This window comes from Pseudomonas sp. EL_65y_Pfl2_R96 (assembly GCF_963970905.1).
GTDB lineage: Bacteria > Pseudomonadota > Gammaproteobacteria > Pseudomonadales > Pseudomonadaceae > Aquipseudomonas.
On sequence record NZ_CAXAQH010000001.1, the window covers coordinates 118,075 to 141,614 of the forward strand.

The 23,540-nt window shown below is 59.5% G+C and carries 24 protein-coding genes; all 24 read right to left on the reverse strand.

The features are described 5' to 3' along the window. Positions 1–20: 20 nt before the first annotated feature. On the reverse strand, positions 21–368 hold the full coding sequence (locus AACY49_RS00590) for an Hpt domain-containing protein (protein WP_258696954.1): 348 nt from the start codon (positions 366–368) through the stop codon (positions 21–23). A gap of 31 nt (positions 369–399) precedes the next feature. Further along, a complete protein-coding gene (locus AACY49_RS00595; RefSeq protein WP_339521358.1) occupies positions 400–2,103 on the reverse strand; it encodes an ATP-binding SpoIIE family protein phosphatase in 1,704 nt (567 codons plus the stop codon). Between the two features lie 5 nt (positions 2,104–2,108). Beyond that, the gene (locus AACY49_RS00600) at positions 2,109–2,414 is read right to left on the reverse strand and encodes an STAS domain-containing protein (RefSeq protein ID WP_320391433.1); all 306 of its coding nucleotides are present in this window, start codon (positions 2,412–2,414) and stop codon (positions 2,109–2,111) included. A gap of 166 nt (positions 2,415–2,580) precedes the next feature. Then, positions 2,581–3,030 (reverse strand): flagellar export protein FliJ, encoded by a 450-nt coding sequence (gene fliJ / locus AACY49_RS00605; protein ID WP_258696957.1) that lies wholly within the window; start codon positions 3,028–3,030, stop codon positions 2,581–2,583. Between the two features lie 6 nt (positions 3,031–3,036). Further along, on the reverse strand, positions 3,037–4,395 hold the full coding sequence (gene fliI / locus AACY49_RS00610; protein ID WP_258696958.1) for a flagellar protein export ATPase FliI: 1,359 nt from the start codon (positions 4,393–4,395) through the stop codon (positions 3,037–3,039). Then, positions 4,385–5,194 (reverse strand): flagellar assembly protein FliH, encoded by an 810-nt coding sequence (gene fliH / locus AACY49_RS00615; protein WP_339521359.1) that lies wholly within the window; start codon positions 5,192–5,194, stop codon positions 4,385–4,387. The genes fliI and fliH overlap by 11 nt, the downstream gene beginning before the upstream one ends. A gap of 7 nt (positions 5,195–5,201) precedes the next feature. Next, complete coding sequence (fliG, locus tag AACY49_RS00620; RefSeq protein ID WP_003184041.1) at positions 5,202–6,221, reverse strand: flagellar motor switch protein FliG; 1,020 nt, start codon at positions 6,219–6,221, stop codon at positions 5,202–5,204. After that, positions 6,214–8,001 (reverse strand): flagellar basal-body MS-ring/collar protein FliF, encoded by a 1,788-nt coding sequence (fliF, locus tag AACY49_RS00625; protein ID WP_339521360.1) that lies wholly within the window; start codon positions 7,999–8,001, stop codon positions 6,214–6,216. The genes fliG and fliF overlap by 8 nt, the downstream gene beginning before the upstream one ends. A gap of 15 nt (positions 8,002–8,016) precedes the next feature. Further along, positions 8,017–8,346: a flagellar hook-basal body complex protein FliE gene (gene fliE / locus AACY49_RS00630; protein ID WP_258696960.1), complete on the reverse strand. Its 330-nt coding sequence runs from the start codon at positions 8,344–8,346 to the stop codon at positions 8,017–8,019. A 276-nt stretch (positions 8,347–8,622) separates the two neighbouring features. Then, complete coding sequence (gene fleR, locus AACY49_RS00635) at positions 8,623–10,008, reverse strand: sigma-54-dependent response regulator transcription factor FleR (protein ID WP_339521361.1); 1,386 nt, start codon at positions 10,006–10,008, stop codon at positions 8,623–8,625. A 5-nt stretch (positions 10,009–10,013) separates the two neighbouring features. Then, entirely contained in the window at positions 10,014–11,219 is a 1,206-nt protein-coding gene (locus tag AACY49_RS00640) for a sensor histidine kinase (RefSeq protein WP_258700771.1), read from the reverse strand. A gap of 128 nt (positions 11,220–11,347) precedes the next feature. After that, on the reverse strand, positions 11,348–12,823 hold the full coding sequence (locus tag AACY49_RS00645) for a sigma-54 dependent transcriptional regulator (RefSeq protein WP_258696962.1): 1,476 nt from the start codon (positions 12,821–12,823) through the stop codon (positions 11,348–11,350). 172 nt (positions 12,824–12,995) lie between these two features. Then, entirely contained in the window at positions 12,996–13,292 is a 297-nt protein-coding gene (locus tag AACY49_RS00650) for a flagellar protein FliT (protein ID WP_258696963.1), read from the reverse strand. A gap of 10 nt (positions 13,293–13,302) precedes the next feature. Next, a complete protein-coding gene (gene fliS, locus AACY49_RS00655) occupies positions 13,303–13,698 on the reverse strand; it encodes a flagellar export chaperone FliS (protein ID WP_258696964.1) in 396 nt (131 codons plus the stop codon). 129 nt (positions 13,699–13,827) lie between these two features. Continuing rightward, positions 13,828–15,243: a flagellar filament capping protein FliD gene (fliD, locus tag AACY49_RS00660; RefSeq protein ID WP_339521362.1), complete on the reverse strand. Its 1,416-nt coding sequence runs from the start codon at positions 15,241–15,243 to the stop codon at positions 13,828–13,830. Between the two features lie 82 nt (positions 15,244–15,325). Beyond that, a complete protein-coding gene (locus AACY49_RS00665) occupies positions 15,326–15,682 on the reverse strand; it encodes a flagellar protein FlaG (RefSeq protein ID WP_258696966.1) in 357 nt (118 codons plus the stop codon). 74 nt (positions 15,683–15,756) lie between these two features. Then, a complete protein-coding gene (locus AACY49_RS00670) occupies positions 15,757–16,605 on the reverse strand; it encodes a flagellin domain-containing protein (RefSeq protein WP_258696967.1) in 849 nt (282 codons plus the stop codon). A 245-nt stretch (positions 16,606–16,850) separates the two neighbouring features. Further along, on the reverse strand, positions 16,851–17,123 hold the full coding sequence (locus AACY49_RS00675) for a hypothetical protein (RefSeq protein ID WP_258696968.1): 273 nt from the start codon (positions 17,121–17,123) through the stop codon (positions 16,851–16,853). Further along, positions 17,120–18,412 carry a motility associated factor glycosyltransferase family protein gene (locus tag AACY49_RS00680; protein WP_339521363.1) on the reverse strand — a complete coding sequence of 431 codons (1,293 nt, stop codon included), beginning with the start codon at positions 18,410–18,412 and terminating at the stop codon, positions 17,120–17,122. Before AACY49_RS00680 ends, AACY49_RS00675 begins: the two co-directional genes overlap by 4 nt. An 86-nt stretch (positions 18,413–18,498) precedes the next feature. Then, complete coding sequence (locus tag AACY49_RS00685; protein WP_339521364.1) at positions 18,499–19,425, reverse strand: ketoacyl-ACP synthase III; 927 nt, start codon at positions 19,423–19,425, stop codon at positions 18,499–18,501. Positions 19,426–19,655: 230 nt separating this feature from the next. Next, positions 19,656–20,708: a pseudaminic acid synthase gene (gene pseI / locus AACY49_RS00690; RefSeq protein ID WP_258696970.1), complete on the reverse strand. Its 1,053-nt coding sequence runs from the start codon at positions 20,706–20,708 to the stop codon at positions 19,656–19,658. Further along, positions 20,705–22,207 carry a UDP-2,4-diacetamido-2,4,6-trideoxy-beta-L-altropyranose hydrolase gene (gene pseG / locus AACY49_RS00695; protein WP_339521365.1) on the reverse strand — a complete coding sequence of 501 codons (1,503 nt, stop codon included), beginning with the start codon at positions 22,205–22,207 and terminating at the stop codon, positions 20,705–20,707. Before pseG ends, pseI begins: the two co-directional genes overlap by 4 nt. Continuing rightward, a complete protein-coding gene (pseF, locus tag AACY49_RS00700; RefSeq protein WP_339521366.1) occupies positions 22,204–22,911 on the reverse strand; it encodes a pseudaminic acid cytidylyltransferase in 708 nt (235 codons plus the stop codon). The genes pseG and pseF overlap by 4 nt, the downstream gene beginning before the upstream one ends. Next, positions 22,908–23,528 (reverse strand): pseudaminic acid biosynthesis-associated methylase, encoded by a 621-nt coding sequence (locus AACY49_RS00705; RefSeq protein ID WP_258696973.1) that lies wholly within the window; start codon positions 23,526–23,528, stop codon positions 22,908–22,910. Before AACY49_RS00705 ends, pseF begins: the two co-directional genes overlap by 4 nt. Positions 23,529–23,540 lie beyond the last annotated feature (12 nt).

The window sequence follows — 23,540 nt, forward strand, 5'->3', positions numbered from 1 at the left end:
AAAAGCGTCGGACGGTTGCGTTATTCAGCGAGGGAGCGCTGGCGCTCCGCTTCGTAGAGCGGGCGGATAATGGCGAATTCGCCGTCAATTTCTCCGACCAGCGCTTCAATACCTTCGAGGCTTTTTTGCTTGGCTCGCTGCTCCAGCTCATGACACAGCTCGGCCAGCCGGGTAGCGCCCATATTGCTGCTGCTGCCTTTGAAGCTGTGCGCAGCGGCGCCCAACTTCTCGGCATCGTCAGCTTTTCGCAGCAGGCTTAAGCGCTCTTCGGAATCAGCGAGAAAGGTATCGAGCAATTCTGGATACCCGTCCTCCATAACTTCCTGCAACGCGCTCAGCACGTCGCGATCCAGATGTGTGTCAGCCACTTGTTCACTCCTTGATCAAGAACGCCTGGGATTATGCCAGAGCCTCCCAGAAAAACTCCACGCGAGCACTTCGACCATTATCGGACCAGCTCGCATTTTGGCTCAACTGGCGGATCAAATTGATTCCGCGTCCCGACAGACGGACATCATCGACGGGACGCGCCATTACCCGCGCCACATCGAAGCCCTTGCCGCTGTCTTCGACCCGGACCGTCAGGCAACCGCCCTCGCCTTTTGGCATCACCTGCAAATGCACCCGCACATAGCCGTCCCGCAATTCGTCCAGGCGTGTGTTGCGCTGCTGATAATAACGCGCAAACCCCGACGCATCGCGTTTCAGATTTGAATCCAGCCCCAGCACGCCGTGCTCCAGAGCGTTGGAATAAAGCTCTGCCAGCACACTGTAGAGTGTGCCACTCTGAGCCCGCAGACCATGGACCTCAAGCAGCAGTTGCAACAAGTACGGCAGCGGATTGAAGCGTTTGAGGGTGGCGGCGCGGAACTCGAAACTCACCGACCAGTCCAGCGGGGAGGACTGGCCGCTGTCGGAATACACGGGCGTCGGCGGGCTCAATTTCGCCGCCTCCAGCAGGCGGACCTCGACCATGCTCACGTCATCCCGGGCCTCGCCGCGAAAGTCCCGCAGGGCCTGTTCGATTTCTTCGAACAGCGCATCAGGCTGACGATTGGCTGCAAACACCTGCTCCAATCGCTCTACGCCAAACAACTGTTCATTGGCATCGCAAGTATCGATCACCCCGTCAGACAGCAAGAACACCCGATCGCCGACGGCCATCGGGAACACCTCGGTGCGATCATCGAAGGCTTGCGGGCTCAGCACCCCCAGCGGCAAGTGCCGTGCCGTCAGCGCCATACGTTCGCCGCTGGCGGTGTTGTGCAAGTAACCGTCCGGCATCCCACCGTTCCAGACCTCCACCGAACCTCGCTGAAAGCTCAGGCACAGCAGGGCCGCACAGCAGAACATGTCCACCGGCAGGATGCGCTTGAGCTTGGCGTTCATTTCACGCAGGGTTTCGGACAAGCCATAGCCCTTGGCCGTCATGCCGTAGAAGACTTCGGCCAACGGCATGGCGCCGACGGCAGCCGGCAAACCATGACCCGTAAAATCGCCGAGCAGCACGTGCATGTCGCCGGCCGGGGTGAACGCAGCCAGCAACAGATCGCCGTTGAACAGCGCATAGGGTGATTGCAGGTAACGGATGTTCGGCGCACTCAGGCAACCGGAGTGGGCGACCTTGTCGAACACGGCTTTGGCGACGCGCTGTTCGTTGAGCAGGTAATCGTGATGCCTGGCGATCAGGTCTCGCTGCTCCAGCACCGTGGCCTGCAAACGCCGCAAGCGGTCCATCGCCTTGATCTTGGCGGCGAGGATCACCTGGTTGTAAGGCTTTGCCAGAAAGTCGTCGCCCCCGGCCTCCAGACAACGGGCCAGGGCTTCGCTTTCGGTCAACGACGTCAGAAAGATGATCGGCACCAGGGTTTCCCCGGCCAGTGCCTTGATCTGCTGCGCAGCCTCGAAGCCGTCCATCACCGGCATCATGGCGTCCATCAGCACCAGGTGCGGTCGCTGCGAGCGAAACGCTTCGACCGCTTCGGCACCATTGGCAGCCGTCAGCACCTCATGGCCCTGACGACGGACGATAGTCGACAGCAGCAGGCGATCGGCCGCACTGTCTTCGGCGATCAGTATCGTCAGCGGCTCGAGCGGCTGCATGACGCTCAACTGATGTCGAACAACTTGTCGAAGTTGGAGATGGCGAGAATCTTCTTCACATCGGAACTGCTGTTGACGACGCGAATATCGGAACTGTCGCCACCGGCGTGATCACGCAGCAAGAGCAACATGCCCAGAGCAGAGCTATCGAGATACGTGGCTTCCTTCAGGTCCACCACAATGGAATCGGGTTTCTTGTTGAGTTTTTCGTAGGACTCGCGAAACTCCTGATGTCGACCAAAATCGAATCGCCCCTTGATCGAGATCGTCAGCTTTTGCCCATCTGGAGATACTTCTGTAACGACTGACATTTCACGGCTTCCTTGTCATTGGCGAACGTACGTGTAGAAGGTTTAGCACCTGATGGGGGCAGGAGCAAGGTCAAAAGATCGCAGCCTTCGGCAGCTCCTACATTGACCGTATGCAAACCCGATCCTGTTGGAGCTGCCGAAGGCTGCGATCTTTTAAAACCGACACTCAATACGGATCCTGTCGCGGCAACCGCTGGGACAGTTCATCCAGCAGCTTCTGCTCACGCTTGTCTTCCAGTTGCCGTGCCTCATCCATGTAGCGCTGAACCAGCTTGCGCAAGCCTTCGACCCTGGCAAACGCCTGCTGCCAGGCTTCCCGGGCCTTGTTCAGGTTGTTTTGATGCCAGTTCAGGCTCTGGCGCTGCTGGTCGATGGCTGTGCCCAGTTGCGCGAGAAAGCCCTGATAACCCAGCAGCCACTGGCCCGAGACGCCACTGCTGCCGCGCACGATCCATTGCTCCTGATATTCGAGACGGAACTTTTCCAGGTCGGCCAGTTTGCTTTCCGCCAGACGAACCTGGCCCTGGAAGTGTCCCAGGCGCTGAACGGCGGTTTTCTCGGCCTTTTCAGCCATTTCCACCACGGGCGCCAGGCGTGCTGCGCGGCTCTGGGCCATGGCCGGTTAGCCGCCGGCCGCCGGGGCGAAGATCGACCCGAGGTGCGCTTCGCTTTCGCCCAGGCTGATGCTGTCGTTCAGCCCCTGACGCTGGTACTTGACCAACTGCGGTTGCAGCGAAATCGCCAGGTCGGTTTCCCGGTCACCGCCGGCCACGTAGGCACCGACGCTGATCAGGTCGCGACTCTGCTGATAACGTGACCACAACTGCTTGAAATACTGTGCGCGGGCCATGTGCTCCGGCGTCACCACCGACGGCATGACCCGGCTGATAGACGCTTCGATATCGATGGCCGGGTAATGCCCTTCCTCGGCCAGGCGCCGGGACAGCACGATGTGCCCGTCGAGCACACCCCGCGCCGAGTCGGCGATCGGGTCCTGCTGGTCGTCGCCTTCAGACAATACGGTGTAAAACGCCGTGATCGAACCGCCGCCCTTTTCGGCGTTACCGGCCCGCTCCACCAGTTTCGGCAACTTGGCGAACACCGACGGCGGATAGCCCTTGGTCGCTGGAGGTTCGCCGATAGCCAGGGCGATTTCCCGCTGGGCCTGGGCGAAACGGGTCAGGGAATCCATCAGCAACAGGACATTCTTGCCCTTGTCGCGGAAATACTCGGCGATCCGCGTGCAGTACATGGCCGCGCGCAGACGCATCAGCGGCGCATCGTCCGCCGGCGACGCCACCACCACCGAACGCTTGAGCCCTTCTTCACCGAGGATGTGCTCGATGAACTCTTTAACTTCTCGCCCCCGCTCGCCGATCAGCCCGACCACGATAATGTCGGCCTCGGTGAAGCGGGTCATCATGCCCAGCAGCACACTCTTGCCCACGCCAGTACCGGCGAACAACCCGAGCCGTTGACCGCGACCGACCGTCAACAAACCGTTGATGCAACGAATACCGACGTCCAGCGGCTGGCTGATCGGGTCACGCTTGAGCGGGTTGATGGTCGGGCCGTCCATCGGCACCCAGTCTTCAGCCTTCATCCCGCCCTTGCCATCCAGCGCACGACCGGCACCGTCGAGTACCCGCCCGAGCATGCTCATGCCCATCGGCAAACGACCGTTGTCCGCCAGGGGAACCACGCGCGCCCCAGGGGCGATGCCGGCAACACTGCCGACCGGCATCAGAAAAACTTTGCTGCCAGAGAAGCCCATGACCTCGGCTTCGACCTGCACCGGGTGATAGCTGTCATCGTTGATGACCATGCAGCGGCTGCCCATGGCGGCGCGCAAGCCTTCGGCTTCGAGGGTCAGGCCGACCATGCGCAGCAGGCGACCTTCAAGGATTGGCGCGCCAGCCAGCTCCGTGGCCTCGGCGTAGCTACCGAGGCGCTTGGCGAAGCTGGTGCGATCAAGGCGCATCGGGATCGTCCAGTTCTGGCTCGACCGGGGCAACCGCTGGCTTTTCGTCAGTCGGCAGCTCCAGGCTCAGGTCTGGCGCGGCCGGGTGCAGCGCCTGATCGTGCAATTGATCGAACAGCTTGGCCATGACCTGGGTCACACGGGTTTCGATGGTGGCGTCGATACGGCTGTGCTCGGTCTCGACCCGGCAACCGCCCGGCAACAGGGATTCGTCCTCGACGATGCGCCAGGTTTCTTCATGGCGCTCGCGCAAGGCTTTGACCTGTGCGAAATCCTGCGGATTGACGTACAACCGCACGTTGCCTACGCCCAGCGGCAAGAGCTTGAGCGCTTCGCGCATGACGTGTTCGATCTGCGTCGAGTCGATGGCCAGTTCGCGCTGAATCACTTGTTTGGTGATGTGCTGCACGAGGTCGACCAGGGACTTTTCGATCTGGGTGTCCTGCTCGGCAATGGGCTCGAACAGGTTGACCATCAATTGTTCCAGGCCAGCGATCTTGGCCGCCAGGGCGACTTCGGCTTCCTGACGGACCTTGAGTGTGGTGCTGTGGAAACCTTCTTTTTCACCGATGGCGAAGCCCTCGTTGTAGGCCTCCTGGCGAATGCTTTCGAGCTCTTCAAGGGTCAGTGGCTGGACTTCTTCCAGCGGCACTTCTTCCATTTCCGGCGGTTCGGGTTCCGGCTCCGGCTCGGGTTCCGGCACGAACGGGTCGAAGCTGGGCAACGACCAGACGTCAAAACCACTGACGTCCTTGGCACGGATCAGGTCGGTATTGGACTCATCATGTTTGGACGACATAGTGACCTTAGATCATCTCTTCGCCGCCCTTCCCGCCGAGAACGATTTCTCCGGCTTCGGCCATACGGCGGGCAATGGTGAGGATTTCTTTCTGCGCCGTTTCCACGTCGCTGACACGCACCGGGCCTTTGGCCTCGAGGTCGTCGCGCAACAGTTCGGCCGCCCGTTTGGACATGTTCTTGAAGATCTTTTCCTTGACGCCTTCGTCCGAGCCCTTGAGGGCCAGCACCAACACATCGGAAGAGACTTCGCGCAACAGCGCCTGAATGCCGCGGTCGTCGACATCGGACAGGTTGTTGAACACAAACATGAGGTCTTCGATCTGACCGGACAGGTCTTCGTCGACTTCGCGGATCGAGTCCATCAGCTGACCTTCGATCGAACTGTCGAGGAAGTTCATGATGTCGGCCGCGCGCTTGATGCCACCCAGGGTGGTGCGCGAGGCATTCGAGTTGCCGGAGAACTGCTTCTCGAGAATCTGGTTGAGTTCTTTCAGGGCCGCCGGCTGCACGGTGTTCAGCGAGGACACCCGCAGAATGATATCCAGCCGGACCTTGTGGTCGAAGTTGCCCAGCACTTCACCGGCCTGATCCGGATCGAGGTATGCCACCACGATCGCCTGGATCTGCGGGTGCTCGTAACGGATCACGTCGGCAACAGCACGCGGCTCCATCCACTTCAGGCTGTCGAGGCCACTGGTGTTGCCGCCCAGCAGGATCCGGTCGATCAGGCCGTTGGCCTTGTCTTCGCCCAGGGCCTGGGTGAGCATTTTGCGCACGTAGTCATCGGAGCCGACGCCCAGGCTGGTCTGGTCGCCGACGATGTCGACGAACTCGCTCATGACCTGTTCGACCTGCTCGCGGTGCACGTTACCCATCTGGGCCATGGCCACACCCACACGCTGGACCTCTTTGGGCCCCATGTGGCGCAGCACTTGCGCGGCGTCTGTAGAACCCAGGGACAGCAGCAGAATCGCGGCTTTATCAACCCGGGACAGTTTGGCGACAGCGGCTCGGTTATCACTCATCTGCGTTAATCCACTCTTTCACGACCTGGGCCACGCGACCCGGATCTTCTGCCACCAGACTCTTGATTGCGTTCAACTGTGCGTCATAGCCTTCGCTCGGGCTCGGCAGCAGAATGCTAGTCGGGCCACCGAGGCTGACGCGGTCGTTGGCCAGTTCGCCGTCCAGACCGCCCACGCCACCGAGCTCCATGTCGCTGCCCAGGCCTGCCAGTTGCTTGTCTTTGCCGCCACCGGTGATGTTGTTGAGCACCGGACGCAGCACACCGAACACCAGCACCAGGATGAACAACACACCCAGCACTTGCTTGACGATGTCCCAGAACCACGGCTGGGAGTAGAACGGAATATCGGCAATCACTTCACCGCGCTCGGCGGAGAACGGCATGTTGATCACACTGACGCTATCGCCACGGCTGGCGTCGAAACCGACCGCATCCTGCACCAGACGGGTGAAGCGCGCCAATTCATCGGCACTCCATGGCGCACGAGTGGTTTCACCATTGGCCGCGTTGACCTTGACCTGATCATCCACCACCACCGACACCGACAGGCGATTCAAACGGCCCTGTTGTTGTTTGGTATGGCTGATGGAACGGTCGAGTTCGAAGTTCTTGGTGGATTGTTGACGCTTGTCCGCCGGATACGGCGCCAGCATCGGCTGGCCGGTGGCCGGGTCCATGATTTGCTGACCGTTGGCATCGAGCAATGGCTGGCCTGGCTGCACCATACCGGCCGACGCGGTGGCGCCACCGGTGGTTTGCGGCGCCGAGGCTGGCGAAGGAGGCTGGTTACTCAGGGCACCCGGCACACCTTGCGGGCCATTGCTGGCAGTGCGCTGTTCGTTGACCGACTGCTCGCTGCGCAATGCCGGCTGGTCCGGGTTGAACTGCTCGGAAGTCGATTCGACGGCGCTGAAATCCACGTCGGCGGAAACTTCGGCTTTATAGCGGTCGTTGCCGAGCACCGGTTGCAGGATGTTGTGCACACGCTGAGTGAGCATGCTTTCCATGCGACGACTGTAATCGAATTGCTTGCCGGCCATGGTCAGTTCGGAGTTTTCCGCCTGATCCGACAGCAGGTTGCCCTTCTGGTCGACTACGGTGATCTGCGATTTGCTCAGTTCAGGAACGCTGGTCGCCACCAGATTGATGATGGCGACGACCTGACCTGGCTCCAGCGAGCGCCCGGAATACAGCTCAACCAGAACAGAAGCGCTGGGCTTGCGCTCATCACGCACGAACACCGAGCTTTTCGGAATCGCCAGGTGCACACGGGCACCCTTGACATTGTTCAGGCTGGAAATGGTCCGGGCCAGTTCGCCTTCGAGGCCGCGACGATAACGGGTCGCTTCCATGAACTGGCTGGTGCCCAGCCCCTGGTCCTTGTCGAGGATCTCGAAACCGATGTTACCGTCGCTGGGAGTGACACCAGCGGCCGCGAGCTTGAGCCGCGCACGGGACAGGTCATCGGCCTTGACCAGCAAGGCACCGGAGTTCGGTTCAACGGTATAGGGAATATCAGCTGCGGCCAGGGTTTCCATGACCTGCTTGGCGTCCATACCGGCAAGGCTGCCGTACAGAGGCCGGTAGTCCGGTTGCTGGGACCACAACACCACGGCAAAACCAATCGCCACGCTCGCAGCCAGGCCGACCAACAGGCCCACCTGACGCAACATGGTCATCTCGGAGAGGTTTTCCAGGAAGGACAACCCGAACAGCGGCGGTTTGCCGCCTATTGGAGTGGCCTTGGCCGGAACATTATCGACGACTGCTTCTGCCATGACTCAATCTCGTCCTTAAACCGGCATCTGCATGATGTCTTGGTAAGCCTGAACCAGCTTGTTACGCACTTGGGTCAGCGCCTGAAAAGACACGCTGGCCTTCTGTGAGGAAATCATCACGTCCGTCAGGTCGACGCCGCTTTTACCAATCTCGAAGGCACTGGCCAACTGATTGGACGCCTGCTGGGTGTCGTTCACTTTATTGACGGCCTGACCGAGCATGTCGGAAAAGCTGCTGCCACCCATTTCAGGGACTGCGGCAGTCGATTTCGGCGCAGACATCGCATCCATTTGCATGGAGCGCATGTCCAGCATCAACCGATTGAATTCAATACCTTGGCTCATGGTTTCTCTCTTTGACGAAGCTACGTCTTTGGCTACCCGCAATTTTTTTGACACTCACTCGGCGGGTAGTGAGGTGTTAGCAACAAGGGTGCCAGCTCCGTGGCCGCTCTAAACAAAAGCTTCCGAGCTTTGCCTTAACCGTGAATCACCGCAAAACCATTGTGGGAGCGAGCCTGCTCGCGAAGAGGGAGTGTCAGTCAACATTTATGTACCTGTTACACCGCCTTCGCGAGCAGGCTCGCTCCCACATTTAGATCGGTGTGCTTGCGTCAACTTTCACGTGGCGAACAAGTACGCTTCTACATCCATTCCGGCGTCGCGCATTTGCGCCAGCTTGTAGCGCAAGGTGCGCGGGCTGATGCCCAATCGCTCGGCGGCTTCCTTGCGACGGCCACGCTCGGAGCGCAAGGTGTCGATGATCATCTGGAATTCACGACGCCGCAGGTCATCGCCCAGCGCCCCCGCCGATTCCGCTTCGACTTCTACAACACGCGCCGGCGTCGCCGCCAACGTCGACAGCGGCGCACACGCCACGGGCCCGGCGAGACAGAAATCCTGCGGCTGGATCAAACCGCCCTGCTGCAGAATCAAGGCACGCTGGATCGCGTTGTCCAGCTCTCTTACATTACCCGGCCACTGATAGCCGATCAGACACGCCTGCGCCTCAGGCGACAGCCTCGCCGCGGCATGCTTCATTTTATTGACGTGTTTGACCAACAGACGCTCGGCCAGCGGCAGGATATCGGCGGTGCGCTCGCGCAGCGGACGCCAGGCCAGCGGGAACACCGACAGGCGATAGTAAAGGTCTTCGCGAAAACGCCCCGCCGCCACTTCAGCAGCCAGGTCGCGGTTGGTGGTGGCAACCACTCGAATGTCCAGTGCGATTGGCTTGCGGGCGCCGACTCGCTCGACTTCACGCTCCTGCAATACGCGCAGCAACTTGGCCTGAAGGCCGAGGGGCATTTCGGAAATTTCGTCGAGCAGGATCGTCCCGCCATCAGCCTGCTCGAACTTACCGGCCTGCGCCGCGATGGCGCCGGTGAACGAACCCTTCTCGTGACCGAACAAAGTGGCTTCAAGCATGTTGTCCGGGATCGCTGCGCAGTTGATCGCAATGAACGGCTGACAGGCGCGATGGGAGTGCTGATGGATGTAACGCGCCAACACTTCCTTACCGGTCCCCGACTCACCGGAGATCAACACCGTGGAGTCACTGCGCGCCACGCGCGCGGCCAATTCCAGCAATTGCGCACTGGCCGGCTCGAACGCCACAGGCCCTTCACTCTCGGTCGCGCCGAGATTGCCCAGCGCGTGACGCGCCACCAGATCGAGCAAGGCTTTGGGCTCGAACGGTTTGACCAGATAATCCGCCGCGCCTTGACGCATCGCATCGACCGCTCGATCGACAGCGCCATGCGCCGTCATGAGCAACACCGGCAATTGCGGCTGACGAGCCCGCAGCAATCCGAGCAGTTGATGACCGTCCATGCCCGGCATGTTGACGTCACTGACTACCAGATTGAACGCCTCGGCGCCGACCACAGTCAGCGCCTCTTCCGCCGAACCGACAGCGATGTATTCGTGCCCGGCGAGCAATAGCGTATCGGCCAATGCCTCCCGAAGCGCACGGTCATCCTCGACCAGTAAAACCTTGATTGCCATGGCCTTCATTCCATTCCTTGAACGCTGGGCTGCCCACTGGAAAAAAGCGGCAGGATCACCTGCGCGCAAGTGCCACGCCCCGGCCGCGAGCGCAACTGCAGTTCTCCATGATGAGCACGGGCCACCGCCTTGACCACGGTAAGTCCCAGGCCGGTACCGGTGGTTTTGGTGGTAAAAAACGGCTCACCCAAACGCGCCAGCACCACCCCGTCGATACCGCTGCCGCTGTCGCTGACGCACAGGCGCAGGTTGTTGCCGCGGGTATACAGGTGAACCTTCAAACGGACGCCGCCGACACTGGCCTGAATGGCGTTCTCGATCAGATTGAGGATCGCCCCGACCAACGTGTCGCGATTGCACAGCAACTCACCGGCATGGCTGTCGCACTGCCAGCGAATCGGCAGATCCTGAACATGGGTCAGTGCGGCCGCTTGCAGCGCCTGCATCAACAGTTTGGGCGTCACCCGATCGGTCAACGGCAGCTCGCCGCGAGCAAACACCAGCATGTCGCGAACCTGGTGTTCAAGCTCATGCAGACGCTCTTTCAGACGGCCGGCAAAACGCTGCTGCGTGGCGACCGGCAACTCCTGCTCAGTCAAATGACTGGCGTAGAGCAACGCGGCGGACAACGGCGTGCGAATCTGATGAGCCAACGACGCAACCATGCGACCGAGAGACGACAGGCGCTCGTGGCGAGCCAGTTGATCTTGCAGATGACGGGTTTCAGTCAGGTCGTTGAGCAACACCAACTGACCGGGTTCGGCATCCAGCGAGCGGGTAGCAATCGACAGACGCCGACCGTCCTTGAGAGAGATTTCGTGACCGTCGTCTTCGCGGGGCGCAAAGCATCGAGCAATCACCTTGCGCCACAACTCTCCCTCAAGGGGCAGACCGAGCAGTTCACGCGCGGCGGGATTGGTTTCGCGCACGATCCCTTGGGCATCGATGACGATGACGCCGCCGGGCAATAGATCGAGGAGGTTTTGCAGCCGGTTGGCCAGACGCTCTTTTTCCGCCAGCTCCTGCATGCGCTGAGCGCTGACCACCGCCAGCTCGCCCTTGAGCTCGGTGACCCGGGCTTCAAGCATGCTGTAGGAATCGGTCAATTGGCTCGACATCTGATTGAACAGCGCAAACGCCTGCTCAAGGCCAAGCCGGCTTGCCTGCTCTACGGACGACGGTTGCCCCGAAGCATCAGGGACAGGAGACATCTGGGCGGCTTGGGGCATCGTGCTCTCTCGCGTGGTTGACCGTCAGTTAAACGGAACGTTGCGAGGGATGTAGCAATACCCGTGCCTAAAAAAAACCGCCTATAAATGAAGGGGTTGAAAAACAGGCGTCAATCATCCGCCTGTTCATCACCGTCACGACGGCTCATGCCGTACTTGCGCATCTTCTCCACCAGGGTCGTGCGACGAATGCGCAGCCGTTCGGCCGCCCGCGCCACAATGCCATTGGCGTCATCCAGCGCCTGCTGAATCAACCCTTGCTCCAGACCGCCGAGGTAGTCCTTCAGATCCAGGCCTTCCGGCGGCAGCAGGGCGTTGGCGGTGAAATCCGGGGTATGACCGTTGATGGCCACCCGCTCTTCGAGATCGCTGCGCAGGCTGTCGACCAGCTGCTCGTCTTCGTCGTCGACGTAGCGGAATTTCTTCGGCAACTCGACCACGCCGATCACCCCGTACGGGTGCATGATCGCCATGCGCTCCACCAGGTTGGCCAGCTCACGAACGTTACCCGGCCAGCCGTGACGGCACAGCGACATGATCGCCGCCGAGTTGAAACGGATCGAACCGCGCTTCTCGTGCTCCATGCGCGAGATCAACTCGTTCATCAGCAACGGGATGTCTTCGACGCGCTCGCGCAACGGCGCCATCTCGATCGGGAACACGTTCAGGCGATAGTAGAGGTCTTCGCGGAAGGTGCCGATCTCGATCATGCTTTCGAGATTCTTGTGAGTCGCCGCGATGATCCGCACATCGACGCTTTGAGTCTTGTTGCTGCCCACACGCTCGAAGGTGCGCTCCTGCAAGACACGCAGCAGCTTGACCTGCATCGGCAGCGGCATGTCGCCGATCTCATCGAGGAACAGGGTACCGCCGTTGGCCAGCTCGAAACGCCCGGCACGACTGGTGATCGCCCCGGTGAAGGCGCCCTTCTCGTGACCGAACAATTCGCTTTCCAGCAACTCGGCCGGGATCGCCCCGCAATTGACCGGAACGAACGGCGCGTCACGACGCTTGGAGTGGTAGTGCAAGTTACGCGCGACCACTTCCTTGCCGGTCCCGGACTCACCGAGAATCAGCACACTGGCGTCGGTGTCGGCAACTTGCTGCATCATCTGACGGACGTGTTGAATCGCCCGGCTGGTGCCGACAAGGCTGCGGAAAAGATTGGGTTCACGGTGACGACCGCGCTCACGGGCCTGGTCATACATCTCGCGATAGACCTGGGCACGATGCAGCGAGTCGAGCAATTTGCTGTAGCTGGGTGGCATTTCGAGGGTCGAAAGCACTCGGCGACGCTGGTCTTCCGGCAAGTCAATGGAAGAATTATCGCCCATTAACAAAACTGGAAGGAACTCATCCCAGGTTGAGAGTGTCTTTAACAAGCCCATGAGTGCACCAGGAGCATTGACCGTCCCGATGAGGACACAGATTACTTCACGACTTGATGACAAAGAGCCGACAGCCTGCTGCCAGTCATGGCTGCCACAGGGTAAATTTTCTTCACCGAGAAAATTTAAAATCACCGCCAAATCGCGGCGGCGGACGCTATCGTCATCAATCAGCAGAATTTTGGTTTCACGCCACATGCAATAGCAACTTCCCTAGTCAACTCAATGCCCAAAATGAGGGGCAAGCTAGACGCTTGCAGACACAGTGTGCCTGTAGACGCCTGAAATCTGGAACCAGCCACTAGTTAAGTCAAAAAAACGTGCACAGTCAAATTTATGGCGCACTATGTTTGGATTAACTGAGGGTTAATTAACCAAACAGATGGTAAACCTTTGCCGCGCTCTGTGCTTGGTGGATCTGCGACATCTCGTCGACTATTGCCTGCCGCTCACCCGTCGCCGCCGCCAGAAGCTGTTTATACACCCCCAGCAACTCCTCAAGGTTGTCGCGCAACGCGGCCTCGTCCACCGAAGCTTCACTCAAAACGTCTTCCATGCAGGAACGGCAAGCCAGGTCCAACTCACCAATGGCCTCCCAATTGCGCTCGGCCAATGCATCGACCAGGGCGTCCCGGGTTTGTTCGATTCGCTGCAAGACAAGACTCATGGTGATCTCCTTAAAACTGCGGACCCGGCGCGGCAATAGCATCCCAGCCTTCTTTCACCGTGCGCAGCAAACCAGCGACTTCATCGAGAATCCGAGCATCGCTCTTGATGTTGGCCTCGGCGAGACGCTTCATCATGTAGGCGTAAAGACGATCGAGTTCACCGACTGCCTCAGCCGCCTGTTCAAGATCCAGACCTTCACGCAAACCGCCGATAATTCCAATCGCCTTGCCGATGGCTTCGCCCTTGGCAGGAATATCCTTGCGATCAATGGCGCCCTTGGCCTGGGCGATGCGATCCAGCCCGCCTTCCATGAGCATTTGCACCAGACGATGCGGACTGGCCTCGGAGGTCTGAGCCTGGGCTCCAACCTTCTGATATTGCCGAAGGGCTAACATCGGATTCATGTTCTACCTCATCACAACTCAAGAGTTCGTATAGGCAATGTATCGTCTACGAACCGGAATACTTTAGAGCGAATGGCAAAAACCCGGCATGCATGAAAATGCAGCCGGGTTTTTGGCATCAGCTTATGGTTAGCTATTGGATTGCTGTGCATTCAACGTATCGAAGAAGGACGTGATACTGGTCGCCGTCGCCTTCATTTGCCCGACCAATAGATCCATTGCGTTGTATTTGGCCGTCAGCATAGCGGTCAGGTTGGTGATCCGCAGGTCAAGCGCATCTTGCTGGTCGGCCAGATCGCTCTTTTGCTTGCTCAGGTTAGTGGAGCGCTGAGCGAGAATACCGTCGCCGGCCTTGGTATAAGGCTCGATCGCCGCACTCATGCGCGAGATCAGGCCATTGGTGCTGTCGGTGCCGTTGAACAGGGTCTGAATTTCACCGCCCAGCCCTTTGTCCATCGCCGCAGTGAATTTGGTGCTGTCCAGACTCAACGTACCGTCGCTCTGACTCGTCCGAATCCCGAGCTGCGCCAACACCGACAGCGAACTGCCGGCCCCTGGGGCAACCAGCTCGTTGCGCACGGCTGCAATCAGCGAGCGCGGCATGGAGTCGCCTGTCAGCGCGGCGGCCACGGTCAGATTGCCATCGCTGTCCTCGGTAGCCTTGGTCAAGGTATTGATGCTGGTGATCAGCCCGTTATAGGCATCTATAAACGACTGGAGCGAGGTTTTCAGGCCGGCGGTGTTGTTGGCTACTGTCACGGTTACGGGCGTAGTACTGGCCGCCACCAGTGTCATATTCAGACCACCAACGGCCTGGCTGATGGTATTGCTTGCGCTGGTGACTGTCAGACCGTCGATTTCGACGGTCGCATCTGCGGCCAGACTACCGATATAACCGGCGCTGGTCGTGGTGCCATCCATTTTGGTACTGCCGTCGATTTCCAGCCCGGCAATGCCACTGACAGAGATATCGGAGCCCGCACCGGTGGTGGTCGAGCCGATCACCAGGCGCGAGCCATTGGTGTCGGTGACGATGTTGGCGGTAATGCCTTTGGTTTGCAGCGTGGTATTGATCGCATCGCGGGTCGACTGCAGCGTCGCACCGGATGGGATAGTCACATCGTAGTCAGTGCCATTTTGACTGATTTTCAGAGTACCACTCGGAATGGCACTGGTAGCTCCACCGGCAAAGGAGGCACTGGCAACTTTCGAACTGGTGGCCAGGTTCTTGACCGTAACGGAATAACTACCGTTTACAGCGGTGTTGTCGGACGTTGCCGTCAAGACGCTGGTTGCCGAAGAGGTCGCAGCAAACCCCGAAAACGCCGGAGTCGTGGTGCTTTTGAGCGTGGTCATGGCAGTCTGGAAGGTTGTCAGAGCACTCTTGAGCGAGCCGACAGCGGAAATCTTCGCAGTATTGAGCGTCGTCTGAGTGTTGATCTGGGTCTGCTTGGCCGACTTGTCAGCATTCACCAACGCCGTAACGATCGAACTGACATCCAGGCCGGAACCAAGACCCGTACTCGTCGTAATTGGACTTGCCATGTAACTCTCCCTATCGGTCTGTCGCCGAACTTTTGACCATCAGTGTCGGCAAACGTATTGCAAACACTATTCGTGCCAGTTGTCAGGCTTTTGCGTCGAACAACACATTACTTGCAGTATTCAAGCTGTCCGCCAGCTTCAAGGCTTCTTCGGAAGGAATTTGCCGCACCAATTCTCCCGATTCGGTGGCAATCACTTTCACGACCACCTTGCCCGAGCTTTCGTCAATCGAGAATTCAAGATTGCGCTTGATCGACTGCACGAACTTTTCGATTTCCTGAACGGCCGTTTTCAACTTTTCCGGATCAGAATTCGAACCCTTGTTGGTTGCAACAGCCTTGACACTGTCGACCCGAGGCACCTCAGCCGGGTTGTCCGCAACAGGATTGACCTGTTTCGCGGCCGGGTAAGACAAGTTCAGCTTGACGCTCATATCCATGTCCATCACCTCTTGAAAGTAAAAAAGCGAGAGAGCACGACTAGCGCGCCCCCCCGCCAATACTCATTCCGGAATTACTGAAGCAGTTTCAGTACGGAAGAAGGCAGCTGGTTGGCTTGAGCCAGAACTGCGGTGGAAGCTTGTTGCAGAGTTTGCTGTTTGGTCAGGTTAGCCGTTTCAGCAGCGAAGTCGGTATCCTGGATACGGCCTTGTGCAGCAGTCACGTTTTCAGTGATGTTCTGCAGGTTGGAGATGGTGCTGGTCAGACGGTTTTGCGAAGCACCGAGGTTTGCACGAGTGGCGTTGATGGTCGCCAGAGCCGCGTCAATTGCGGTGATTGCGTTGTCGATGTTACCGCTGGCAGTGGCGCTGGTGCCGCTGATCACAACAGAACCGCTGGCTACGGACAGAGTGGCGGCGTCGAACGCGCTGCTCAGAACCAGGTCGATACGGTTGGACGAGCCAGTGTTGGAACCCACTTGCAGAGCCATGGTACCAGCGGTGCCGTCCAGCAGGTTCTTGCCGTTGACCTGGGTGGAGTTGGCGATACGGGTCAGTTCGTCCGACATCTGAGCAAATTCAGAGTTCAGAGCGGTACGGTCAACGCTGCTGTTGGTGTCGTTTCGCGACTGGACAGCCAGTTCACGCATACGTTGCAGGATGTTGGTGGACTCTTGCAGAGCGCCTTCAGCGGTCTGAGCCATCGAGATACCGTCGTTGGCGTTCTTCACGGCAACGTTCTGGCCACGAATCTGGCTGGTCATACGGGTAGAGATCTGCAGGCCGGCGGCGTCGTCTTTGGCGCTGTTGATTTTCAGGCCAGAAGACAGGCGGCTCATCGAAGTGGACAGTGCATCGGCAGCCTTGTTCAGGTTCTTCTGAACAGCCAAAGATGTAACGTTGGTGTTTACGGTTAAAGCCATGACGAAATCCTCGTTGGTTGGGTACTGCGGCTTCCGGCCCTGGCAACCGCCGGGTGTGGCCTAGAGAACCTTCGTAATAGTTATCGTCGGGTTGGCAGGTTGCTTGAGGGCTTTTTTGAATTTTTTTGCCATCACACTGCCACCCCCTGAAAACAAAGGCCTCCAAGGCAACGAGGGGAGAAAAAATGACGTCAGTAAACCGCCGATGAAAACACAACGAGCAAAAATGAAGCCGTAGACAGGCGTCAATAAGACGCGCGGGCGGCCTCCAGTAAATCGACCAGCTCGTATTCCATCGAATCGGCCAACCCCAGCCAGTCCTGCGCTTCCTGGCAATCGAGCATGCCGGCCAGTAACCGGGCCCATTGCTGCTGGATGTCCGGCTCCGCCCCTTGAACGACCGCCTGCACATGCTCGAACACCTCGACCATGTTCAGCACCGCTTCGACATCACGTCCCAGCCGAAACAGCCCGGCGCATTGCCGGCACTCACGCGCACATTGCTCGATTCGGCTCATTGCACGAACTCCGGGTTGAACGCTGCGCCCATGATCATCGCCCCCTCGCGACTGCTGTTATAGAAACGCGCTTCAGGGTGCCCGGCGATGTAACGCTCCAACTCGCACAGATAGCTGCGGAAATTCAGTTGAGTCTTGACCCGCTTCCCATATCCATCGAGCACCCAATGCCTGGCCACGTTCAGCGTCGGCCCCAGATCCCCATCGCCCCATCCGGCGTGAGTCTTGTTCATCGGGAAGGCGAAGTCGGCACCGAACAGCGTGACTCGATCCGCCCCCATCTGTACCGCCAGATCCACTGCCGGATGGATCACACTGCCGCCGACATAGAGCTGAGCCCTTTGGATTTGCTGGCGGACGTTCCTGTAAACGGGGCTGGCGGAGTAACCGACGTAGCGCGGACCGCGCCAGGCGCCCAGAACCTGTGGGTCGATCATTGGCAAATAGACCAGCGGGATGTCGGCAGAATCCTCCGCCGACAAATGCCGCGTACTGATGCGGTGATCGATACTGACCACCAGATCCGGCCGGATGCCGTGCCTGAGCAAAGGCAGAAACGCCGTGTCGACACAGATGAACAGCGGCCGCTGCGCCTGAGCGCCAATGGCCCGCAATTTTTCGAAGTGCTGCTCCAGGCTCGGGCCGGTGCCGATGACATAGGCTTCACGCCCCGGACAAGTGGCAAACAGCTCAGCCACATCACGGTCGGCACGCAACAACTCGAGACTGGCCTGCAAGCGCTCGATGACCTTGGGGTTGTGCGGGTCGAACTCACGGTTGTTGAAACTCAGGTGCACTTCACTGATCAGACGATCGCGAATCCGGGCGTTGAATTCATCTGCCAGCACCAGCTCGGCAGGCAACGCAAAGAACGGCAGGCAGATTTCTGCTGCGTCCCCTGCGTAAACCAGTTCGACACGCGGATCCTCGAGCCATTGCTGCTGGTCGAGCAACCGCAGTACCAGCGCGAACACCGCGCCGTTGAGAATGTGGACATGCAGGCGCTCAAGCTCTGGACGCAGCAGCAGCTGCTGCTGCAAATCCCCAAGGCCGGTACCGTACACATGCAGTTGCGGGCAGCCGGAAGGCAGACTGTTCGCCTGAAAACGGGCTTCAGCCACACGATCATGTCGACTGGTCAGCTGAACACCGCCAATGCGCAGGGTCGAGCCCAGACCCTCGACCAGATCCGCCTGCAGCGAGGCACTGTCTTCAGCCATCAACCGCTCAAGCAGTGCCGGCCAGCGGGCCCCTATCACCCGGGCATTACCCTCAAAACTGTCGCTCATGCTGCCTCGTTCTTGATTCATACATAAAAAAATAGCGCTCAAGGTTACACCTTGAGCGCTATTTTTTAACTGCCGGGACGTTCAGGTCACGGGCGATAGATGATCGCCGAACCCCAAGACAAACCAACACCGAAACCGCTGAGTGCCACACGCTTCCACTTGGAGTCGAGCACGTGTTTTTCCAGCAGCAACGGGATGCTCGACGATACGGTATTACCGGTCTCGACCATGTCCTTGATGAACTTCTCAGGCTCGCCCTCGAAACGCCGTGCCACGGCATCGACAATCGCCGCACTGCCCTGGTGAATGCAGAAGGCATCGATATCGTCGGCCGTCAGGCCCGAGTCAGCGAGCAGCTCATGCAAATGCGCCGGCACTTTGAGCAGCGCAAAGTTGAACACTTGACGGCCGTTCATGAAGAAAACCCCGTCGGAAACCTTCAGGTGCGGCGCGCCGGAACCGTCGGTGCCGAACTTGGCCTTGCCCAACTGCCATGGCGCGTCTTCGCCCATCCAGGTGGCGGTGGCGGCGTCGCCGAAGAGCATGGTGGTGTTGCGGTCTTCCGGGTCGACGATCTTCGAGTACGGATCGGCGGTCACCAGCAGGCCATTTTTCAGGCCCGCGGCTTCCATGAAACCCTTGATGGCGTAGATGCCATAGACGTAACCGGAGCAACCCAGGGAAATATCGAACGCGGCCACGGTCGTCGGCAGACCCAGTTTGTCCTGAACGATGGCGGCGGTGTGCGGCAGACCTTCTTCGTCGCCGTTCTGGGTCACGACGATCAGCACCTCGATGGCTTCACGTTTCAAATCAGGGTTGTTGGCGAACAGCGCGTTGACTGCTTCGACACACAGGTCCGAAGTTTCTTGCCCGGCGTCTTTGCGCGGCAGGAAGGCCGAACCGATCTTGCCCAGGATGAACTCTTCATCCTTTTCGAATTTTGCACCTTGTGCGTAATTGTCCACGCCGGCTACAGGAACGTAGCTCGCAATGCTCTTTATGCCAATCATTACGGCTTCCCAATAATAAACAGCCCAATACCACCGCTCGCAAGGATTCGAGGGGCGCCGACAAACAACGAATAACGTCGCCCTCAAGGGGGTGACAGAGGGAAGAGTAAAGGGCCATCACTGGGCTAAAAAACAGACCAGGCGCCATCTCCCCTTTTTATACAATACAGTGAAGATGCGCGTTATGACTCACAGGTCACGCTATTTCGCCGAATCAGCCCCACAAGCGGTTATTCGACCAACGACCATTCCAGCGGCGTTCCGCGCTTGATGGCCTGGCGGGCGCGGCGGCCCAGAAGGGTTTCAGCGTGTTTGGGGGCCAGCCCCAGGCCAGGACGGATGGCCCGCAGATTGGCGACGGTGAAGGGTTCACCGGCAACCATGTCCTGGGTGACATACAGCGACCGACGGTACACTAGGGACTTGCGCTCGGCTTCAGTCACGCCGTAATGCACTTGGCCCATGGCCTGCCAGGCGCGTTCGGTTTCGATCACCAGGCTGGCGAGTTCGGCCGGTTCCAGGGAGAAACTGGCATCCACCCCACCGGCGGCGCGGTCGAGGGTGAAATGTTTTTCCACCACTGTCGCCCCTAGCGCCACCGCGGCGACGGACACCCCAACGCCCATCGAATGATCGGACAAACCGACTTCACAGCCAAACAGTTCACGCAGATGAGGGATCGTGCGCACATTGCTGTTGGCCGGCGTTGCCGGGTAAGTGCTGGTGCACTTGAGCAACACCAGGTCCTTGCAACCGGCCTCACGGGCGGCGCGCACGGTTTCATCGAGTTCGGCGATGCTGGCCATGCCAGTGGAAATGATCAGCGGTTTGCCGGTGGCGGCGACCCGGCGGATCAGCGGCAGATCAGTGTTCTCGAAACTGGCGATTTTGTAAGCCGGCACGTCCAGGCTTTCGAGGAAGTCCACTGCGGTGTCATCAAACGGCGTGGAGAACGCCAGCATGCCCAGTTCCTTGGCCCGGGCAAAAATCGGCGCGTGCCATTCCCACGGCGTGTGGGCCTTCTCGTACAGCGCGTACAGCGAAGACCCGGCCCACAGGCTGTTGGGGTCCTTGATGAAGAACTCGCCTTCGGCCAAGTCCAGGGTCATGGTCTCGGCAGTGTAGGTTTGCAGCTTCAAGGCGTGGGCGCCGGCCTTGGCCGCCGCTTCGACGATTTGCAGCGCCACCTCCAGCGACTGGTTATGGTTGCCGCTCATCTCGGCAATGATGAACGGCGGCGCATCGGCACCGATCGAGCGGTTGCCGATCTTGAAGCTAGTCATTGTTTTGGATCCTTCAATACGCGCGTGAACGCGCAAGTATTCTGAGTAAAACCTGCCTCGCGGAAAACCTTCAGCGATGGCTGATTGGCCGGCAACACCTGAGCGGTGATGGCCTCAAGTTGTGGCCAATGAGCAGTAACGAACGCTTCACCCCGCGCCAGCAGCGCCCTGCCCCAGCCCAGGCCGAATCGGCCTTCGAACAGATAAATCGAGACTTCGGCCCGAGTACCGTCAAGGTCATAGCGCAGCACGCCGACCGGGCCGTCATCCGCCTCGGCGATCAACAGCAACCGCCGCGGATTGCTCAGGCTCGCGGCCAGCCAGGCCTGATGCCGTTGCCAATCAATGACGTGGGTGTCCAAAGACCAGCGCCGAACCGCCTCGGCATTACGCCCGTTGAACAACAATTGCGCATCGTCCTGAGTGGCCTGATGAACTTGCAGCACCGCACCGGCGAGCGCTGCCGCCACCCGCAGTGCCCCACGGCCATCGACCAACTGTCGCGAGCGGTCGGCCAGACTCTGACGAACCCCCTGATTGCCCACGACAAAACCGATGGCCTGGCGCAGCTGCTCGACGCTGACCTGCTCGCGGTTGCCCAGGAACACATGAGCCCCCGAGGTCGCCATCACCTCGCCGTTGGCCTGCTGATTATTCGAGACCGCAATGCAAATCGTCGGCAGCCCCATGGCCGCTCGCTCCCAACTGGTGCCGCCACCGGCACCGACGAACAGGTCGGCTTCGGTCATCAGCCGGTAGAAGTCACCGACAAAACTGTGCAGGCGCCAGTTCGGGCGATAGTCCGCCAACGTCTGCATCTGCTCCCAGGCCGGGTTGTCGGCACCCGCCACGAAATCGACCTCCAGCTCATGGAAATCCGCCAGCGCCAACATCGCGTGGTGGGTCTGCATGGCCGCATCGAAGCCGCCGAAGTTCACCAGCACTCGCCTGGCCCGAGGTTTGATCTCGATCGCCGGGCAGCAAAACTCATCGCGCAGCAGGGCAAACCGTGGGCCGAGCAATGTCTGGCAGTCGGGCGTCAGCAGTGAGCCATAGGACTCTGGCGTGCCCGACAGATTCTGGTTGAGCAGCAGGTCGACGCGGTACTGCCGAGTGGCCAGGTCGTCCACCGCCGCGATTCGTGGTGCCCAGCGGCGGGCGGCGGTCTGCCAGTGATGATCGAGGCCATAGTGGTCGACGATGATCCAGTCGAAAGCCGTATGGCCTTCCAATGCTTGCGCCAGCGCGGCAATGTCCGCCTGCCACGGCAACATCGACTCGATGGCCTGCTGCGGGTCTTCATCGCGATAACGGTCCGGCAGCGCGAAGGTCTCGAAACCCTCGCTTGCCAGGTTGTCCAGTCGATGCCCCGGCAACAGCCGACACGCAAAGGCTACATGCGCGCCCTGCTTGCGCAACACCCTGGCCAGGGTCAGGCAGCGGGCGATATGGCCGCTGCCAATGGTCGGCGACGCGTCGGCGCGGATCAGCACCCTCATTGCAACTCACCACCGGCCTTCAATGCGGCGTAAAGGTATTCGGCGCGTTTCCAGTCCTCCAGGGTGTCGATGTCCTGCACCAGATGTCGCGGCAGAATCACCGGCAGGCTCGCCGGCGAGAACAACACATCGCCACGCAACCAGGCCTCGCTGCGCCCCCAGTAGAACTGACCGGCATCCTGATAGGCCGCTGGCAAATCCTGCGAGCGGGTGTCGCGAAACTCCGGGTACAACGCGGTTAATGCGCCCTGATCGTCAACGGTCAGGGCACGCTGCACCGCAAAGCCGAAATCGCACACCGAGAACGCGAAGGATTTTTCCGGATGCTGCTCCAGCAGATTCAACCCTTGATGCAGGAACCGCGTCTGCAGTAGCGGCGCCGTGGCGTAGATGCAACAGGCATAGTCAAAATCCTGACCCTGTCGATGTAATTCATCCAGAGCGTGCGCAATCACCGAGGCAGTGCCAGTGAAGTCATCGGCCAGGGCCGCAGGCCGCATGAACGGTACCTGCGCACCGCTGGCACGGGCCAGCTCGGCAATTTCTTCGTCGTCGGTGCTGACCACTACGTGAGCAAACAGCCCTGAGCTGATCGCCGTCTGAATCGAGCGGGCAATCATCGGCACACCGTCGAACGGTTTGAGGTTCTTGCGGGGTATGCGTTTGCTGCCACCCCGAGCCGGGATGATTGCGACGCTGTTCACCGGCGTTTTTCCAGAAGGAACCAGGTGATGTCATCCACCGGGAATTGCGGGTCGCGATGGTAACCAAAACCGTAATCGACCAATTGCAGGTCCTCATAACGATCGAGCATTTCGCCGGCAAAATCGCGCTTGAACAGCTTGCCGCTGTTACCACGATACGACACCTCGACCGGTGCCGGATTGTAGTACTCGGCGATCAGCACGTAACGATTGCTCAACTCATACAGCTGCGCATAAGCGGCGGCCAGCAACTCTGGCGCCAGATGAATCAGCACGCCTTTGCTCAGTGTCAGGTCAAAGGTGCGCTCGCGAGGAAAATCGAATAGCGACCCCTGCCAGATCTGCGCGATTCCCAGTGCCCGGGCCTGGGCGCAAGCACTGCTATTGATTTCCACCCCAAACAAATCGCACTGAGGCAACAGCTGACGTAACGCCTGCAGGTTGTTACCGGCATTGGTACCCAGCTCGACCAGGCTCTCAATCCGCCCTGCCCGGGTCAGTGCCTTGGCAAACAATGCCAGGTTGGCAGCCACCAGGGGCTGCCCGACATTGCGCTCGACATACTGATTACCAAAGTCGCCCTGCCAGAATTTTTCCTGTTCACTCAGTTCACGCATCACACTTTCCCA